Origin of the sequence: Stenotrophomonas sp. FR012, from assembly GCF_047520565.2 — a bacterium.
Taxonomy (GTDB): domain Bacteria; phylum Pseudomonadota; class Gammaproteobacteria; order Xanthomonadales; family Xanthomonadaceae; genus Stenotrophomonas; species Stenotrophomonas sepilia.
On the sequence record NZ_JAXBQL020000002.1, the window covers coordinates 221680 to 238961 of the forward strand.

Genomic DNA, 17282 nt, shown 5'->3' on the forward strand with positions numbered 1-17282 from the left:
AGGATCAATGTCATGGCAGGTTCCGGAACCGCGCCCACCGCAGGAAGCTCGGCTGCCGCAGCGCGCCTGGACGACCTGCGCCGCCTGCGCAAGCGCCTCCTCATCGGCGGCGGCGCCCTGATCACCGTGCTGGTGTTGCTGGCGGCCATCGTCAGCTCCATCGCCGACGTGGAAGAGTTCCATGGCCGCGAACGCCAGTCGTTCATGGAAGCCCGTGCCGCGCTGGACTACTTCCTGTTCCAGCGTGACCGCGCGTATGCCACGGTGGTCAACGGCAACGACGTGCTCTGGCGCGACCAGCGGGCGGTCCTGCAGCACGCCGGCGGACCGTTGGCCGAGCGCTTCCAGGCGCAGGACCAGAAACTCCTGGTGCGGGCCGAAGGCCGCACGGCGGTGCCGTGGCTGGTGCTCGGGCTGCACGACAACCCGCTGCCGGCGGATGAGCTCAGTGCCTATCTGGGCATGATCGAGGTCTACTCCGCCTACACCGCCGATTCGATCACCTCGCAGGAGGCTCCCGGCGCGGTGATGGTCTACGCCTACGAGCCACAGGGACGGTTGCTGGCTGTGTCCAACGTGCGTGATGAGGCGCAGCTGCTGCAGACGCTTGGGGTGGCGACGCGGCAACAGGCCTTCGCACGGCTGCTGCGCGACGAACCCGACGTACGGCGGTTGGCAGCGCGCCCCGGCCCGATCCGCTCGGCGTCGCGTGAAGGACGCCTGCGCTCACATTTCGCCGTGAATCCGTTCAATGGCCAGGCATCCCTGGTGGGAACCGTGACCATGGCCGAAGGCACCACCCCGTATTTCAGGCGGGTCGTGTTCGAGTCCATCGATACCATCCGTGCACGCCTGGAAGCGCGCGAGGAAGGCCGCTACCTGGTAGCCACCGGCGACCATCGCGTGGTGCTGAGCAGCGGCGGGCTCACCGCTGACGAGCAGGCGCTGGCACTGGCTGCCGTCGCCAGCGGGCTGGGCACCAAGCCAGTGCGCCACTACGGGAACGGCCGTTTCATCCTTGCCTGCGCGCTGCCCGGCGTGGACTGGACGCTCAGCCACGTCTATGACTGGTCCGACATCTGGCAAGCGCAGGGCAACTACCTGCTGTTACGCTGGATCAGCGCGCTGTTGATCATCGTCCTGCTGTGGTGGCTGCTGCGCCGCATCGACCGGCGGGTGTTTGCGCCGGCGCTGGCCGATGCGTCGCGTGTCTACGAAAGCGAGGCACTCAGTCGCGCCATCATCGGTACTGCACCGATTGGGCTGGCGCTGCTTGCCCGCGACAATGGCCGCCCACTGCTTGAGAACGAAACCGCGCGGCAACTGGTGCGGGCCGTTGAGGAGGATGATGCCGAGGAAGGTGAAGTGCCGCCGTTGTACGCGCGCCTGGCCGAAGCCGGGCGGGGCGTGCAGGGTGACGAATCATTGGACCTGCACTGGTCGGCCGAAGAAGGCAATGCCACCCAGCTGCAGATCAGCCTGGCGCTGGCCAGGTACCACGATCAGGCGGTGTGGGTGTGTGCACTGCGCGACGTCACCGCGCAGGTCGAGCTGGAAGAAAACCTGCGCCGCGCGCGCGAGGATTCCGAGGCCGCGCGCGAGTCCGCCGAAGCCGCCACCCGAGCCAAGTCGGCGTTCGTGGCCACCATGAGCCACGAGATCCGCACGCCGCTCAACGGCGTGCTGGGCCATCTGGAGCTGCTCGGCCGGTCGCCGCTGCAGCCGAGCCAGCGCGAGCGCCTGGACCGCATCCGGTTCTCCGCAGACGCGCTGATGCGGATCATCAGTGACGTGCTGGATTTCTCCAAGATCGAGGCCGGGCAGCTGGATGTCGAGCTGGCCCCGTTCCCGCTGCGGCCGCTGATCGAGAGCGTGGCCCTGCTGTACGCACCCGACGCCCTGCGCAAGGGCGTGCGCCTGTACTTCGCGGTGGAAGCACCGGCCGGCCAGGACTGCATCGGCGATGTGCACCGGCTGCGCCAGATTCTCAACAACCTGGTCAGCAACGCGGTGAAGTTCACCGCCTCCGGCCGCATCCTGCTGCGTGCGGAACTGCTGGTCGACGGCAGCGCATCGCAGCTCCGGGTGCAGGTGGTGGATTCCGGCATCGGCATGACCGCCGAACAGGCCGAGCAGTTGTTCCAGCCTTTCCAGCAGGCCGATGCCAGCGTCTCGCGCCGCTACGGCGGAAGTGGCTTGGGCCTGGCCCTGTGCCAGCAGTTGGCGCACGCCATGGGCGGCCAGGTGTCGGTGCAGAGCACGGTGGGCGTGGGCAGCAGTTTCACCCTGTGGCTGCCAGTGCGCACGCAGGCAGCGACGACGGCGCGGCCGCAGCCACTGCGTGGGCGTCGCATCACCGTACTGTCGTCGTCACCGGAATGGCGCGGCGAGTTCGAGCGCCTGCTGGCGCAGTGGGGTGCGGCTGTCACCGTGCTGGATCATCCGCAGGCCGAAGCCGCTGGCGATGTGCTGCTGGTCGTCGGCGATCACCGCCCGTGGGACCGCGAGGAGGAACGGCAGCTGGCCGCCGCCCATCGCCATGCCGTGCTGGCCTACGCACAGGGTCCGTTGAATCCCGAACTGCGCGGCGGCTATACCGAAGTCACCTGCTATGCCAGCGATGCGCTGTTGGCGGCGATCGGGGCCGACGAAGGCGCCGCGCCTGCGCCACAGGCGAACCCGGTGCCAGCGGTGAACGCACGTGGACGGGTGCTGCTGGTGGAAGACAATGCAGTGAACCGGGAACTGATCCAGCAGCAGCTGGAGGAGCTGGGCTTTGCCGTCGATGCCGCCGAGGACGGCCAGGCGGCCTTGGCGTTGTGGCAGGACGGCGTTTACCTGGCGGTGCTGACCGACATCAACATGCCGGTGATGGACGGCTACGCGCTGGCGCGTGAACTGCGCAGCCGTGGCCACTCGCTTCCGATCCTGGCCATCACCGCCACCGCGCTGGCCAGCGAGCGTGAGCGCTGCCTGGCGGCCGGCATCGACGATCTGCTGCTGAAACCCTTGAACCTGGACCGCCTGGAAGCCGGGCTGACCCGGGTGCGTGTGGATGCAACGCCCGCCATGGACGCGGCTCCGCCCGCAGCAACCGTGTCGCCCGCGATCCGCCGCATCTTCGTTGAAACCGGCGACAAGGACCTGCGTGCGATTGCACAGGCCCGTGCAGACGGCGACGCGCTGCGCCTGCTGGAGCGCGTGCATGCCTTCAAGGGCGCACTGCAGATGCTGGGCGAGAAGACGCTGGCCGAGCAGTGCGGCGTCATCGAACGTGCGTTGCGTGACGGCGAGACGGTCGATGCCGAAGCACTGGATGCCCTGCAGCACGCATTGCAGGTGCGCCTGGACCAGTACCGGCAGACGCTGGAGGCGGCCCCGTGATTCCCGCAGCGCGCCAGACCGCCTCAGCTGCCGAGCAGGTTCAGGCCCAGGTCAACGGCAAACTTGTGCAGCTCGGCGTCATTGGTGGCGTTGAGCTTGCGCATGGCATTCACTTTCTGCGTGCTGACGGTCTGCTTCCTGCGGTCCAGCCGGGCAGCGATCTCGGCAACGGTCAGCCCATTGACGAACAGGGCCACGACTTCCTTCTCGCGCGGCGACAGTTCGGTCACGCGCCGGGCCTCCTTGCGCTGCAGCAGCTCGGCCACGCTCGGCGAAAAGTAGCGGCGGTGGGCATACACGGCCATCACCGCGGCCTGCACGTGATGCAGGTCGTCGCCCTTGCTGAGGATGCCGGACACGCCCAGCACGTCCAGCCGGTTGAGCAGGCTGGGCTGGTCCAGGCCGGTCATCACCACAATGCGCAGCTGTGCGAAATGCTGCTGCAGGTACGCCAGCAGCTCCAGGCCATCGCCATACGCACCGCCCGGCATCGCGTAGTCGGTCACCACCACATCGCAGTTCTCCCGTTCCAGCAGTGCCACCAGCGCCGTGGAGTCTTCCACCGCACCGATGCAGTGGATGGCCGGCGCCTGGTCCAGCGCGCTCTGCACGCCCAGTCGTATGACCGGATGATCGTCGGCGAGCGCAACACGGATGGCGAGCTGGATCATGAGGGGAACTGTCCGGTCGTAAACGGGATGGCTGGCAGCGCAGCAGGAAACACGAACCGCTTCAAGGAGAACGCACCATGAGTATCCGCATCGTTATTGCCGATGACCATCCTGTCATCCTTGCTGGCGTACGCGAAGCATTGGACAGGGTAGCCGACATCAAGGTTGTAGCGAGCGTAGAGGATTCTACGGCATTGGTCGAGGTGATGGACCGCCTTCCCGTGGATGTAGCGGTCACCGACTTCTCGATGCCCGGGGGCCAGTACGGCGACGGCGTCGCCCTGGTCGGCTTCCTGCGCCGCCGCTTCGCCGCCGTCCCGCTGGTGGTGCTTACCGCCGTCGGCGGCCGGCAGGTCCTGAGCAGCATACGCAGGGCAGGGGTGAACTGCATCGTGGCCAAGACCGACCCCATCGACGAATTGGCCGAGGCGATCCGCTGCGCCAAGCAGGGCGTGCGCTACCTCTCTCGCGACGTGCGCCACCAGCTGGGCGATGATGATGCGCCGCCGGCGGTGCTGACCAAGCGCGAGGCCGAAGTGGTGCGGTTGATCGCCGAAGGCAAGTCGCAGAAGGAAATCGCCGCACAGCTGCAGCGCAGCCGCCAGACCATCAGCACGCAGAAGCACTCGGCCATGGTCAAGTTGAAGCTTGATCGCACGGCAGACATCTTCGAGTACGCCGTGAGCGAAGGCATGGTTTCTGCATCACAGGGTGCACGGCTGGCCCGCGGAACCGGCAGCAAAGAAGATGACTGACGCCGTGCAAATCAGACGTCGTCCGATAGAACTGGCCGCTGCACTGGATAGGGTGATGGGGACCCCTCACTCTCATTCCGGAGCCGCCGTGTCGCGTCTGCTCGATGTTCGCATCGCCGCATTGATGTCCAGCTTCTCCCGCTTGTCGCCGCAAGGGCAGAAGCGATTCCTGGATCTTCTGAATGTGTATCTGTATGCCTCGCCCGCACAGCGCAGGCAGCTGCGCAGCACATGGCCGGACGTGGTGATCGAACCCTGTGGCTGCCATGAGGACACGCCCGCAGCCCAGGTGCGTACTGGCACCCGCTAGCCGCATGCACTTCGGCCTGGTCACTGCCAACGGATTTCGGCCCAGCGGCGCAGGTCGCTCTCGTACACGCCAGACAGGCAGCACCCGGTGAGGTTCCAGCCCTCCCTTGCACAATGTGAAATCGACGTGAAAATCGTACACGTCAGACAGATGTCATGGCGCCTCGCAGGCATCGTTGGGGCACCACGCTACTGCCGCAGGCTTGGGCAGTGGCGTGGTTTCCCTCAACTGAAACCGCGAGAGACCATGATTTCACGCAAGCTCCTGTGTGCCGCCACCCTGCTGTGCCTGGCCCCGTTCACCGCCAGTGCCGCCGAAGCCCATCTGACCCCGAAGTCCAACGGTGGCAGCGGCGACATGCCGTCGGGCTACAGCAAGCTGTTCTTCGAAGTTTCCGACAGCGACTTTGCTGCGGAGCTGAAGCTGCCGGCCATCCCGCGCCATCTGGACCAGGTGGTGCTGACCTCGATGGCCCAGCGTCAGACAGCGATGCTGAATGCGACCGGCACCAGCGTTGCCGATCTCGTCTACATCCCCGTTCCTCGCCTCAGCAATTTCGCGCTCCAGAAGACCAATACGCTGGGCCGCTGGATTGCCACTGGGCGAGGCATGAGTGAGACCCGCATCGTGCTCAACAATGGAACCCATGAGCAGGCGCCCGCGACGGACAAAACTTTGATCGACCTGCACGTGACCAAGGCGGTGAGTAGCGTCGGACTGCCGCCGCAGGCACCGGCACGTGCCGTGCTGGGCCTGGTGAACTACACCCAGAACGATGTGACGATCAAGGGTCCGGAAGTCGCCGGTGGTGTGCAGACCTGCGCTGTTGCACAGACCTGCGCGTTCGTCTTTGATGGCGCCGATGGCCAGTGGCACGCCCGTCGAGGCCGTGCGCACTTCCAGCCGACTGTAGCGCAGCTGCCGAAGCTGCAGCAGCGCTGGACGGATATCGTGACTGCCGGTCCGGCCCAGGACGTGACCACGCCGCAGCACCTGACGCTGCCGGTCGAGGCAGTTGATGGCGACATCATCGAGTTTACCGATCTGTCGAACTCGCGCTTCTACACCATCAATGGGCAGGCGACCAACAAGGCAACCTATCGCTACAACGCCAGCGAAGCCCGCTGGACCTACGCGGCCAACTGATCCGCGAGGGATGGCGCAGGACCTTCAGGTTTTGCGCCATCTTCCTGCAGTTTTCAAGAGAGAATCCGATGAAGACCTCCCTGTTGGCGCTGTGCGCCACCGCTGCGTGTGCACTGCCGTCGGTGGCCACCGCTGAAACCGAAGCCGGCTATTACGCTTCCCTTCGCGTCATCGACGCCCACCATCAGGCCCGCAACATGGACGCCAGTGCGCGTCCGGGTATCGGCCAGTTCGTTGCCGGCGACCAGAAGCAGAACTTCACCACCGGTTCGCTGTCCTTCGGCCGTGCCTATGGCAATGGCTGGCGCACCGAGGGCGAATACGTGGCCCGCCGCAACGACACCTACACCAGCGGCTCCAGCATCTTCGCCACCAGCTTCAACCAACATGAGGTGCGTTCGCAGCGGCTGATGCTCAACGCCTACCGCAATATCGCCTTCAACGATGCCTGGTCGGTGTACGGCAGTGCCGGGCTGGGCTTGTCGCAGATCGAGTCTGGTGGCTGGCAGGGCAATGAAGGCCGCCAGTACGCCAAGGCCACGCGCACCGGCCTGGCCTGGTCGCTGGGTGCCGGTGTTTCGTTCGCTGCCAGCGATGCATTGGTTGTGGACCTGGGCTACCGCTATGTGGACCTGGGCAGCACCGAAAGCGGCTGGAACACCTTCGGCAATGCGCGTGGCCTGCAGGACGAGAAGATGCAGCTGGATCTGGTGTCGCGCGAAGTGACGCTGGGCCTGCGCTACGCGTTCTGAACCAATCTCGTCGCGGATTGCCGGGGGGCGTTTCTCGTCGTTGTCCTATGCCTTGGCATCCGCGACATCTCTAGCATTCCCTCTCGAAGGGAATGCCCTTCGGTCAAGCCCAGGCATAGCGCGGCTTGAGCGCTGTAAACCAATCTACCAATGGAAATTCAACATTATGAACAAGCTTGCAATTGCACTTTCGGCCGCGCTCTCGCTGGGCGCCGCAGGTTCGGCCAGCGCCGCCGACGCCAACATCACGTTCACCGGCAAGGTCGTCGCGTCGACCTGCGCGGTCGAATTCAGCACGGGCTCCAGCACTATTGCGCTGCGCCAGATCAATGCGGGTGCCTTCAAGACCGATGAAACGGTAGGCAGCACCCCGTTTACGATCACGCTCAAGGCTGGCACCAGCCCTGCAACCTGCGGCGAGGACAACGCTCGACTGGTGGTCGACACAAGCGCCAGCGATCTCTCGTCGGACGGCATGATCACGGATACCACCGGCGGCACCGGTTCCCGAACCAGCGCGCGCGTGAAGCTGCTGGATGCCGATAATGCAAACAGGGTGATCGACCTGAGCGATATCGCGGACAGCAGCCTGGTCCGTTCCAAGACCGCCGGTGAATTCAAGTACAACCTGATTGCGCGCTACCACAACCCGACCAGCGCAGATCTGACCGTTGGTGATTTCAGTGGCCGCCTAGCCTTTGATATCGACAATTACTGAGCAGTCCGGGCCGGGGGCGACTGGCCCCCGGCGCCACTGCACCCCAGAGGACGCCTCCGATGCATTTTTCCCATCGAACACTGATGTGCTGCGCGCTGGCCGTGCCGGGACTTCTGGCTGGCTTCAGCGCTGAAGCAAAGGTCGTGGTTGAATCCAACCGCGTAGTCTACACGGAAGGGACCCGAGAACTCAGCGTGCGTTCGCAGAATGCCGGAAGCGGTCCAGTGCTGGTACAGGCATGGATCAGCGCGTATGGCGCACGCACGCCACCTGCGGAGAGCAGCGCGCCGTTCGTGATCCTGCCTCCAGTGGTCCGCGTTGATGCAGGAAAGCACCAGGTTTTCAGGCTCCGCTTTCTTGGCGATGACCTGCCCGCAGATCGTGAGAGCGTGTTTTCTCTCAATCTGGCAGAAATACCCGCCAGCCCAGTAGGAGATGAGGCCTCGAGCGGAGTGCTGAACATTGTTCTCCGCAATCGCCTCAAGTTGTTTTATCGCCCCAAGTCGATCAGCAGGCTTGACGCTGCCGGTGCCATCGACAGTCTCCGTTGGTCGCTTGTTTCCGAAGGTCAAGGTTGGGTGCTTCAGGCAAAGAACGATAGTCCTTTCCATGTCAGTACGGTAAAGGCTTCGGTAACCGTGAATGGCAGGAGCGCCGCTGCCGGAAGCATGGACATGCTGCGCCCATACGCCACGCATCGGTTCCCACTAACGGGCACGTTGTCCACCGTTTCATCGGGAAGCGTGACATTCAAGTACATCAACGACCACGGTGGCGTTGTTGAACGCACGATGCCGCTGACTACGCACTGACCCACCGGTTCCCCGCTGACCGCCATTCACCTGGGCCTGGCCCGGGGACGGCAGCGCCTTGCCCGAATACTGGACCATGACCATGACTCGACATGCCAAGCACAACTCGCTCTGCCGTCGCCCGTTGGCGGCCGCAGTGGTGGCCGCGCTGCTGCCGATGTCCGCATGGGCCGCGCCGAAGGTGGAGTTCAACCCGGATCTGCTGTTCGGCATGGGCAGCGAACACGTGGACCTCAGTCGTTTCGAGCGTGGCGATCTGCTGCCGGGCACCTACAACGCGGATATCAGTATCAACGGCCAGGTCGTTGATCGACGGGACATCGTGGCCCGCATTACCCAGGACGACGAAGTGCGCATCTGCTTTGATGCGGCGCTCTTCGAACTGATGGGCCTGGACGAGAAGCGCCTGGAGGCCGAGCGCGCCTCTGGTGACGGTGCTGAAGGCACCCTGCTGCCGCTGCCGGCCGAGTCCAGTTGTGAACGCCTGGACGCCTTCATTCCGAGTGCAACGAGCGAGTTCGACGTTGGCGAGCAGGCGCTGCTGATCAGCATTCCGCAGATCTATCTGGCCCGCACCCAGCGTGGCTGGGTGGACCCGGCCAGGTGGGACCAGGGTATCACCGCTGCCATGTTGGGCTACAGCATCAGCCACGATCGCTATCGCAGCGATAGCCGGGAGAGCCAGAGCACCAGCATGACCGTTGATGCCGGCCTGAACCTGGGGCAGTGGCGGCTGCGTCACAGTGGCTATCTTCATCACAGCAAGGACGACGGCATGCGCTACTCGGCAGGGCGAAGCTACCTGCAGCGCAATCTGTCTTCACTGGGGGCGCAGTTGACCGTCGGCGAGTCGTCCACCAGCGGCGATATGCTGCAGGGCGTGAACTACCGCGGCGTGAACATCACGACCGACGCGCGGATGTTGCCGGACGGAGCAAGCAACTTCGCACCTGTCGTGCGGGGCGTGGCACAGACCAATGCGCGGGTGACCATTCGGCAGCGCGGGTTCGTGATTCACGAGACCAGCGTCGCGCCGGGTCCCTTTGAGATTGACGACCTGCAGATCTATGGTTCCAGTGGCGACATCGAGGTGGAGGTCACCGAGGCCGATGGCCGCATCGAGCGCTTCGTGGTGCCGTTCACCGCCATGCCGCAGCTGCTGCGCCCTGGCCAGCAGCGCTATAGCATCACCGCCGGTGAATTGCGCGACGACCAGTTCGTGCACAAGCCGCGCTTCATTGAAGCGACGCCGCGCCGGGGCGTGAGCAACCGGTTCACCGGCTATGCTGGTGCCACCGCAGCGTCGGGCTATACCGGGTTGGTGCTGGGCGGTGCCTGGTCGACGCCCATCGGTGCATTCTCCGGCGATGTCACCTTCAGCGACGCGCGGATTCCGGGCATCAACGGCGTCGAGCGCCGCCGTGGCCAGTCGTATCGCGTTGCGTACAACAAGGCGCTGTTCGACGACAACACCAACATCACAATGGCGGCCTACCGCTATTCGACCAGCGACTTCCTGACCCTGGCCGACGCCATGCGCCTGCGTGGCAATGTAGGCCAGGAGGCTGGCTATGACATCGTGGGGCGCCAACGCAGCCGCCTGGACCTGACCATCAACCAGCGCCTGCAGGACGGCAAAGGCCAGCTGACGTTCACCGGCAGCACCAGTGACTACTGGGACCAGAACCGACGCCAGACCAGCTTCTCGCTGGGCTATGGCAGCCGCATCGGGCGCGCCAGCTATACGATCAGCGCCCGTCGCACGCTGGAATCGTCGCTGTTCTCCAGCGACGCGGCGAAGGCCACCAACAGCGTGTACCTCAGCGTCAGTGTGCCGCTCGGCGTGCCGGCCAGCGCGCCGCGCCTGGATGTGAATGCAAGCCGCGACAGCAGCGGGCGCAACGGGTACGGCGTGGGCGTGATCGGATCCCTCGGCGACACCGGCCTGGGCAGCTACAGCGCCTCGCTCAATCGCGACGGCGACCGTTCCAGCTACGGCGTAAGTGCCAACTATCAGCTGCCGGTGGCACACGTCACCGGTTCCTTCAACCGCTCAACGCAGAGCAGCAGGCTCTCGCTGGGCGCCAGCGGCGGCCTGGTGGTGCACGGTGGCGGCATCACGCTGGCCCAGCGCCTGGGTGAGACCGTTGGCCTGGTGCATGTGCCGGGTGCTGCGGGCGCCAAGGTCGACAGCTCCACCGGCGTGAAGACCGACTCGCGTGGCTATGCCGTGGTACCGCACCTGAGCCCGTTCCGCCGCAACGAGTTGGGCGTGGACCCCAGTGACCTGTCACTGGACGTCGAACTCAGCGCCGGTTCCGTGTCTGCCATCCCCAACGCGGGTGCGGTGGTGAAGATGGTGCTGCCGACGGCCGTGGGCCGTAATGCACTTATCGAAGCGCGGCTGCCGGATGGCACTGCGTTGCCCTTCGGCACCGATGTGCTCAATGCACGGGGCGACGTGGTGGGCGTGGTGGGGCAGGGCAGCCGGCTCTGGGTGCGCGGCCTGGATGAGCAGGGCGAGCTCTTCATTGCACATGACGCGGGGAACGCGCAATGCCGAATTCCCTATGACCTCCGTGCAGCTTCGAACGCGGATCTTCTGGTCGCCACCTGTGCATTGCCGGCAAATGATCAGACTCAGCTGGCAGCAGATTAAATCACTATTGGCTTGGAGGAATGTGGATCATGAAGTCTCAACTGCACAAATGGGCGAAACGAATGCTACTGCCCGCGGTGGTGGTGGCCGCGATGGGCGCAGCCGCACCGGCCATGGCCCGCTGTGACTTTGGTAAAGATGCCCGTGTGACGCTCACTGGCCTTCGGCTCACGGTGAACGGCATCCAGAATGGCAGGCCGCTGTCGCCATGGTACAGCCTGTCTTCCAGCAACGACGTGGGCGGTTGCACCTCTGGCAATCTTGCAACGCTGCACATGACTGGCAGCGCCACGACCCTGGGGAGCTATTCGGAGGGCCGACTCACCTACTCAATCTATGACACCGGCGTTCCTGGTCTTGGCTTCATCCTCGCATTCCGCAATGAGGCTCGGCTGGACGACATTGACTATCAGCCCGTCTTGGCAAGCGCAACCAACTCAAATGTGCGCTTCTATGACTGGCTGACGTTGGACCTGAGAGTCCGCTTCATCAAAGTGGGTGACGTTCCCGAAGGAACCCTGACTGTACCGGAGGTCGCGGCAGCGAACTTCACGCTGCGCGACTACACGTCTGTGGGTACCGGAGGCCGTCTTATGCTCGCGGCAACCTCCATTGAAGGTATCCACAGGAAGCTTTGCTACCCACGCAACACTTCGGTGAATATGGGGCGTGCGATCAAGACGGAGTTCTCTACCCGGTATAGTCACAGCTCACCGCGTTCTTTTGATCTTGTGCTGGACTGCGAAGAGAAAGTCGGCGATGTGCAATTCTACCTTGAAGAGAGTGCCGCCAGCCCGCTGCTTGATCGTGAGCGGGGGCTTGTTGCAGTCAGTGGCGGCGCTGCGGGAATCGCGCTTCAGATGACCGAGGTGGGCGGAACGCCGATTCCGTTCGATTCGGTCAGGCCCTTTGGCCACAGCGGTGCAGCGGGTGAGCTGCGTCGCAGCTTTGAAGCCCGGTACGTGCAGATCGTTGGCAATGCGAGTGACATCGTGCCCGGCGACGCGAACGCGGCCATTGCAATCGTGATGGCTTACCCATGAGCAGGCGGCTGAGACGGTGCCGTTGCGTCGCCTGGGCAATGGTGGCATGCCTGTTGCTGGCCTGCACCGAGAGTGCTGTGGCACAGGTCGCATTACCTGGCACGCGCGTCGTCATGCGGGCCGAGCAGGCCGGGGTGACGGTGCCTCTTCGCAACCTGGGCATCACTCCGGTGCTGGTGCAAGCCTGGATTTCCGAAGGTGACCCGAACCAGAGGCCGGAGCAGTCCGATGCACCGTTTGCATTGGCGCCGCCGTTGATGCGGCTTGATCCGGGGAAGGACAAGCCGCTGCGCATCAGGGCCCTCGCAACGCGCGCGCCCACCGATGCACGCGAGCACCTGTACTGGTTGAACGTGCACACCATTTCATCACGTTCGGAACTCGCGCAAGGCGATCGGCTGGAATTGCCGGTGCGCAGCATCTACAAGCTGCTGTACCGGCCTGAAGGCCTTCCGGCGCCAAGCGTGAAGCGGGCAGAGGCGGTCGCGGTGCAGTTGCGGCGCGAGGGCGCGGCGCGATCCCTGGTCGTGACCAATCCGACGCCGTACTACCTGAACCTGGGCGACGTAACGTTGCTGCACGCGTCGGGCGATACCCGCTTGGGCAACCCGCATGTGGCACCGTTCGGCAGCGTCGCGATTCCGATACCCGGCGATGCCCCGGACGGACGTTTGAGTGCCCGTTTGAACTGGATCGATGATGACGGCCGCCTGCTGCCGATCGTCCGCGAACTGGACCACGGGGGGTAGTGGATCCGCAGGCGTGCGGCAACCGAGGCTATGAAACCACCGGGCCGCGCCAGACTTGCGCAGCCGGCCTGCAGGAGGGTATATCGTTTGGCATCACGGCTTGAGGCGGCACGTTCCCGGCTATGGACCCATCCACTGGCGAGGTGCTGAACGTGGGGCATTCGCGGCGGCCAGTTGCGCGTCTCGGGCTTTTGCTCGTCCCCAGTGTACTCGTGCCGGGCATCGCCGTCGCGGCCTCCTGCAGTGGTGGTGGCGGCCATACGGACTTCCACCCCCCCGCACTGGTGGAGTTCACCGCGCGCGACGTTCCCGTGGGCGCCGGCCTGACGCCGTGGCTGCCAGCCAATGGCGGCGCGTCCACCGGCGAGTTCCGCTGCGACTCGAACGCCCCCATCGACTACCGGATGGAGACGCACGGCGGGTTCATCCGTGAGCGCTATCACGAAAGCGGCGCAGAGTATGTGGTGTATGAGACCGGCGTTGCGGGGATCGGCATGGCGTTCCTGGCGGAGTACGAGGGCAGCAGCCGCGGACGCCCGTCAGCGATGGGCTACGATGAGGTAGTGCTGCATGCAGGCGACAGCGGAACCGGGCCGGTGGGGGCGCGGCTGAAGGTGAAGTACATCCGCACCGGCAACATTGCCAACGGCAGCGCAACCAGTAACCGCGAAATGGTGATCGAGTCGCGGCTTTACGAAGGCGGCGTCGGCCCACTGCGGCAGCAGCTGTGGATAGCTGCAACCACCCTGAAGGTTCAGGACCGTCCCAGCTGCCGCGTGCGCACGCAGGAGGTCAACATGGGGTTCGTACCGGTGGCGGCGTTCACGGGCGTGGGATCCATCGCAGGCGAACGTAGCTATCAGCTGGTGCTCGACTGCGAAGCCGGTGTCGGGCGGGTGGACTATCAGGTGGTTCCCACCACGGCGGTGCTGGATGCCTCGCAGGGCATCGCCGAGGCCAGCGGCGGGGTGGTTGGCGTGGGCTATCAGTTCCTCAACGGCGATGGTTCGCCGATGCGCTTCTATGGTTCCGATGAGTTTGGCCGGGGCTCGGCCAACGCCGAGATCCTGCGCAAGACCTTTGGTGTGCGCTATCGGCAGACCCTTCCGGCCATCACGCCCGGCCCCGCCAACGCGGGGCTGACCTTCAGCCTGACCTTCCCCTGAGGCCTCATGCGCGATCACGTGCAAGCAATGACAGGATTGCGCGCGGCCTGCTGGACCAGCGCCTTGTGGCTGCTGTTCCTCGCGCCGGCCGCGCAGGCCGACGTGACCGTGGAAGGCACGCGAGTGATCTATGCGGCGGGGCAGCGTGAGGCGGCGCTGCGATTGAAGAATGACGGCGAACGCGCGTCGCTGGTGCAGGCATGGGTGGCCGACGGAAACCTTCAGCAGACCCCGGAAGCCTCCGCAGCGCCGTTCGTGCTTGATCGCCCGATGTTGCGGCTGGGCCCCGGTGCATCCCACGCACTGCGGATAAGAGGCATCGCAGCGCAGCTGCCGACGGGCGACCACGAGCACCTGTACTGGCTGAACGTGGTGGATGTACCCGCACGCGAGGCCAAGGACGGTGACAACGTAGTGCAGGTGGCCATCCGCTTCCGCATGAAGCTGTTGTACCGCCCGCAGGGGCTCGGGGCGCCGGTGAATCCTGACGGCCAGGTGAGCATGGCAGCAGGCGCGGGCGGGCTGGCGCTGCGCAATGCGGCACGGCACTACTTCAACCTGGCGGGTATGACATTGGTCTCCGCCTCCGGCGAGCGGGCGGTGGACGCGTTCTACCTGGCCCCCGGTGAGAGCCGGATATTGCCGCTGCCCGAAGAGTTTAGCGGTCCGCTGACGGCGGTGCGCTATGAATGGGTGGACGATGATGGCGTGCTGCATGCGGTGACCCGGCCGCTTTGACGGCGCTGAGGGCGTGGACATGTCGGCATCGGCGTGGCCGTGGCGGTGATGCGGATTCGGGGCGCTGGCAGTTGGGGATGTGCCGGGCCTGGTTGGGAAGCATGTCAGTGGCGCGCGCGGGCCCTGAAACACGGGCGTCTGTGGGTATGCGACAATGCCGCCCGCTGCATGAATGTCTCCGTCTGTGCACCACGGCGCTTGCTGATGGCAAGCCGGTTGTGCGCATGATGGGTTGCCACCGGAAAAGGGTGGCCGGGTGTGGAAACCCGTTTAGCTATGCGTTGTTTACGCTTGCCAGCCGGCGTCGCCTTGCGCGGCGCCGGCTGGCATTCCGTTCGCGTTCCATGGCGGGCGGTACGTGGGGTGCGCGCAAGCGTACCCACCGGGTAATGACGCTTAGCTACCGGTTTCCACACACGTACCGTCCCGCCGCCTTTGTTAAGGGCGGTGGCACCGTAGCCTTGTACGGAGACCTGCCATGAACCCATCGGATATTCCCCCTCTGCGCGCCCAGCATGCCCCGGCCAACGCCGATGAGAGCGAAGAGGAGCGCGCAAGGCCCGACCCCAACAACCTGATCGCGCTGCTGCACCAGATTGGTCGCGGTGTAGCCGCCGACGGCCAGCCCTGGCCCGAGCGCCACCAGCTGCCCGGCCGTTGCCTGGCGCTGGCCGACAGCGACGGCGCCTTGGCGGGCCTGCGCATCGTCAACGAGATCCTGCTGGCCGCCGAGCGCGCCCGCCAGAATGGCGGCCCAGAACACTACGTGGGCGACCGCGTGATGGAAGGGTTGAAGCTGGCCGCGCTGGCGCTGACCAACCACGCCATCTATCGCCTGCACCCCGAATAGATCCGCACCATGCGTGAATGTTGTTCATGTAGAGCCGAGCCCACGCTCGGCTCACAGGACAAAACGCAGCCGAGCACGGCTCGGCTCTACAGCAGAGCCACGCCATGCGTGGACGCTACCGCTGGTGCCTCATCGGCCGCCACGCGGCAACCGCGCCCGCACCCCACGCGACCCACGCGCCCAGCGCCACGTAGACCAGCGCCTGCAGGCCGGCCGCAAGCACGAACGGTTCGGCGCGCTGGGCCATCGGCAGGCACACGCCACCCAGCACCAGCAGGCCGGCCAGCAGCCATGCTGCCGAGCCCATCGACGAACGTTCCGGGGCGACACGGGGCACCATTGCGCACGCGGCCGCCACGCAGAACGGCAACAGCAGCGGCATGGCCTGCCAGGTCACGCCCACGGCCAGGCTGGCAACGGCGATGACACCCCAGCAGATTCGCTCGCGCGCAGCCGGATGGCTGGCGCGTGCCAGCGACTTACCCAGGGCATGGATTGCAACCGCGATCGCACTGCCCAACAGCAGCCCGGCCACCACATCGCTCCAGTAGTGCACGCCCAGCCAGACCCTTGCCATTCCGGAGATCACCCCGGCGGTCAGTGCGATGCCCAGCACTGCCGCGCGCTTGAAACTGCCAGCGATGTGTTGGCGCGCCAACAACCACAGTGCGGCCAGCACGAAGAAGCAGGCAGCGCTGGTGGTGTGCCCGCTGGGCAGGGAAGGGCCGGCGGCACCGGCCAGGCTGAGCGTGGCGTCGAAGCTGAAGGGGCGTGGCACCGGTGCGAAGACCTTGATGCTCTGCACGACCAGCGTGACCAGCATCAACGCCATCAGCATCAGGCGCGTTGCCTGCGCGCCGAACGCCACCCACAACACCGGCATCGCCAGCAGATAGAACCAGAATTCGCCCAGGGCGTTGCCCACCACCGCCAGCCCACGTACCGGCCACTGCTGGGTGCGTTGCACGCGATCCACCTCGGCCTGCCGGAACGCCGATACCGGCGCGAAGCGCTCGACGGGCTGCACTTCGCTGGGGGGCGCCGCATGCAGCTGTTGATACGCGCGCTTCAGCTGTTGCGGGAACCGGGTGCGCAATGTACGAGCCTCGTCACGGCCGACCCAGCGCGCCTGGATGATTTCCTGCCCGAGGTGCGGCGCATCCAGCAGGTTCACCGCATTGCCCTGCACCTGGACCGGTTCGAGGGCGCGGCAGGCGAAGATATGCACGCCCGCCTCGTCGTCCAGCAGGTCGGTGGTGGCGACGACAAGCCCGGTTTCTTCCAGTGCTTCGCGGATGGCAGTGTGCTGCGGCAACTCACCATGTTCTGCTGTTCCGCCGGGCAGCTGCCAGCGCGAGGTGACATCCTGCACCAGCAGCATGCGCTCGCCCCAGCGCATGACGCAGACCGAGGCGGCGCTGGCCAGCTGGGGTGCCAACAGCAGTGTTGCGAGCAGCACATTCCGCAACGAGGCGGCGAAGGAAGGGAGGGCTGGAAGGGGCATGGCACCATCGCGTGAGGAGGGTCAC

General features: G+C 65.3%; 15 protein-coding genes. 13 read left to right on the forward strand and 2 right to left on the reverse strand.

Annotation, left to right across the window (positions count from 1 at the left end; genetic code table 11):
* The first annotated feature begins 12 nt into the window (after window positions 1-12).
* Window positions 13-3384, forward strand: coding sequence for a hybrid sensor histidine kinase/response regulator (locus ACM0O9_RS05100; RefSeq protein WP_235649198.1), 3372 nt, complete (start codon window positions 13-15; stop codon window positions 3382-3384).
* A gap of 23 nt (window positions 3385-3407) precedes the next feature.
* Here ACM0O9_RS05100 and ACM0O9_RS05105 read toward each other — a convergent pair whose 3' ends face one another.
* The gene (locus ACM0O9_RS05105) at window positions 3408-4055 is read right to left on the reverse strand and encodes a response regulator (protein ID WP_065177737.1); all 648 of its coding nucleotides are present in this window, start codon (window positions 4053-4055) and stop codon (window positions 3408-3410) included.
* 77 nt (window positions 4056-4132) lie between these two features.
* Between ACM0O9_RS05105 and ACM0O9_RS05110 the strand changes: the two genes are divergently transcribed.
* The 12 genes from ACM0O9_RS05110 (at window position 4133) to ACM0O9_RS05165 (ending at window position 15753) form a co-directional block, all read left to right on the forward strand.
* On the forward strand, window positions 4133-4810 hold the full coding sequence (locus tag ACM0O9_RS05110; protein WP_065177738.1) for a response regulator: 678 nt from the start codon (window positions 4133-4135) through the stop codon (window positions 4808-4810).
* 88 nt (window positions 4811-4898) lie between these two features.
* The gene (locus tag ACM0O9_RS05115) at window positions 4899-5120 is read left to right on the forward strand and encodes a hypothetical protein (RefSeq protein ID WP_065177739.1); all 222 of its coding nucleotides are present in this window, start codon (window positions 4899-4901) and stop codon (window positions 5118-5120) included.
* A 246-nt stretch (window positions 5121-5366) separates the two neighbouring features.
* On the forward strand, window positions 5367-6266 hold the full coding sequence (locus tag ACM0O9_RS05120) for a hypothetical protein (RefSeq protein ID WP_414603978.1): 900 nt from the start codon (window positions 5367-5369) through the stop codon (window positions 6264-6266).
* A 68-nt stretch (window positions 6267-6334) separates the two neighbouring features.
* Window positions 6335-7018: an outer membrane protein gene (locus ACM0O9_RS05125; RefSeq protein ID WP_005416687.1), complete on the forward strand. Its 684-nt coding sequence runs from the start codon at window positions 6335-6337 to the stop codon at window positions 7016-7018.
* Window positions 7019-7184: 166 nt separating this feature from the next.
* Window positions 7185-7736 carry a fimbrial protein gene (locus ACM0O9_RS05130; protein ID WP_235649193.1) on the forward strand — a complete coding sequence of 184 codons (552 nt, stop codon included), beginning with the start codon at window positions 7185-7187 and terminating at the stop codon, window positions 7734-7736.
* Window positions 7737-7795: 59 nt separating this feature from the next.
* Complete coding sequence (locus ACM0O9_RS05135) at window positions 7796-8548, forward strand: fimbrial biogenesis chaperone (protein ID WP_080104319.1); 753 nt, start codon at window positions 7796-7798, stop codon at window positions 8546-8548.
* An 82-nt stretch (window positions 8549-8630) separates the two neighbouring features.
* A complete protein-coding gene (locus ACM0O9_RS05140) occupies window positions 8631-11207 on the forward strand; it encodes a fimbria/pilus outer membrane usher protein (protein WP_414603762.1) in 2577 nt (858 codons plus the stop codon).
* Between the two features lie 29 nt (window positions 11208-11236).
* Window positions 11237-12250: a fimbrial protein gene (locus ACM0O9_RS05145; protein WP_235649191.1), complete on the forward strand. Its 1014-nt coding sequence runs from the start codon at window positions 11237-11239 to the stop codon at window positions 12248-12250.
* Window positions 12251-12303: 53 nt separating this feature from the next.
* Window positions 12304-12999: a fimbrial biogenesis chaperone gene (locus tag ACM0O9_RS05150; protein ID WP_235649190.1), complete on the forward strand. Its 696-nt coding sequence runs from the start codon at window positions 12304-12306 to the stop codon at window positions 12997-12999.
* 122 nt (window positions 13000-13121) lie between these two features.
* Window positions 13122-14165 (forward strand): fimbrial protein, encoded by a 1044-nt coding sequence (locus ACM0O9_RS05155; RefSeq protein WP_152427450.1) that lies wholly within the window; start codon window positions 13122-13124, stop codon window positions 14163-14165.
* Window positions 14166-14171: 6 nt separating this feature from the next.
* Entirely contained in the window at window positions 14172-14903 is a 732-nt protein-coding gene (locus ACM0O9_RS05160) for a fimbrial biogenesis chaperone (RefSeq protein ID WP_235649189.1), read from the forward strand.
* Between the two features lie 478 nt (window positions 14904-15381).
* Window positions 15382-15753 (forward strand): hypothetical protein, encoded by a 372-nt coding sequence (locus ACM0O9_RS05165; RefSeq protein ID WP_235649188.1) that lies wholly within the window; start codon window positions 15382-15384, stop codon window positions 15751-15753.
* Between the two features lie 115 nt (window positions 15754-15868).
* Here ACM0O9_RS05165 and ACM0O9_RS05170 read toward each other — a convergent pair whose 3' ends face one another.
* Window positions 15869-17257, reverse strand: a complete 1389-nt coding sequence (locus ACM0O9_RS05170; protein WP_414603761.1) for a bifunctional NUDIX hydrolase/phosphatase PAP2 family protein — start codon at window positions 17255-17257, stop codon at window positions 15869-15871.
* Window positions 17258-17282 lie beyond the last annotated feature (25 nt).

Excerpts from the sequence above, each read along its gene's own strand:
- ACM0O9_RS05170 (WP_414603761.1), bottom strand. The coding sequence starts at position 17,257 with ATGCCCCTTCCAGCCCTCCCTTCCTTCGCCGCCTCGTTGCGGAATGTG.
- ACM0O9_RS05130 (WP_235649193.1), top strand. The coding sequence starts at position 7,185 with ATGAACAAGCTTGCAATTGCACTTTCGGCCGCGCTCTCGCTGGGCGCC.
- ACM0O9_RS05140 (WP_414603762.1), top strand. The coding sequence starts at position 8,631 with ATGACTCGACATGCCAAGCACAACTCGCTCTGCCGTCGCCCGTTGGCG.
- ACM0O9_RS05110 (WP_065177738.1), top strand. The coding sequence starts at position 4,133 with ATGAGTATCCGCATCGTTATTGCCGATGACCATCCTGTCATCCTTGCT.
- ACM0O9_RS05125 (WP_005416687.1), top strand. The coding sequence starts at position 6,335 with ATGAAGACCTCCCTGTTGGCGCTGTGCGCCACCGCTGCGTGTGCACTG.
- ACM0O9_RS05120 (WP_414603978.1), top strand. The coding sequence starts at position 5,367 with ATGATTTCACGCAAGCTCCTGTGTGCCGCCACCCTGCTGTGCCTGGCC.
- ACM0O9_RS05145 (WP_235649191.1), top strand. The coding sequence starts at position 11,237 with ATGAAGTCTCAACTGCACAAATGGGCGAAACGAATGCTACTGCCCGCG.
- ACM0O9_RS05105 (WP_065177737.1), bottom strand. The coding sequence starts at position 4,055 with ATGATCCAGCTCGCCATCCGTGTTGCGCTCGCCGACGATCATCCGGTC.
- ACM0O9_RS05160 (WP_235649189.1), top strand. The coding sequence starts at position 14,172 with ATGCGCGATCACGTGCAAGCAATGACAGGATTGCGCGCGGCCTGCTGG.
- ACM0O9_RS05135 (WP_080104319.1), top strand. The coding sequence starts at position 7,796 with ATGCATTTTTCCCATCGAACACTGATGTGCTGCGCGCTGGCCGTGCCG.
- ACM0O9_RS05100 (WP_235649198.1), top strand. The coding sequence starts at position 13 with ATGGCAGGTTCCGGAACCGCGCCCACCGCAGGAAGCTCGGCTGCCGCA.
- ACM0O9_RS05165 (WP_235649188.1), top strand. The coding sequence starts at position 15,382 with ATGAACCCATCGGATATTCCCCCTCTGCGCGCCCAGCATGCCCCGGCC.
- ACM0O9_RS05155 (WP_152427450.1), top strand. The coding sequence starts at position 13,122 with ATGGACCCATCCACTGGCGAGGTGCTGAACGTGGGGCATTCGCGGCGG.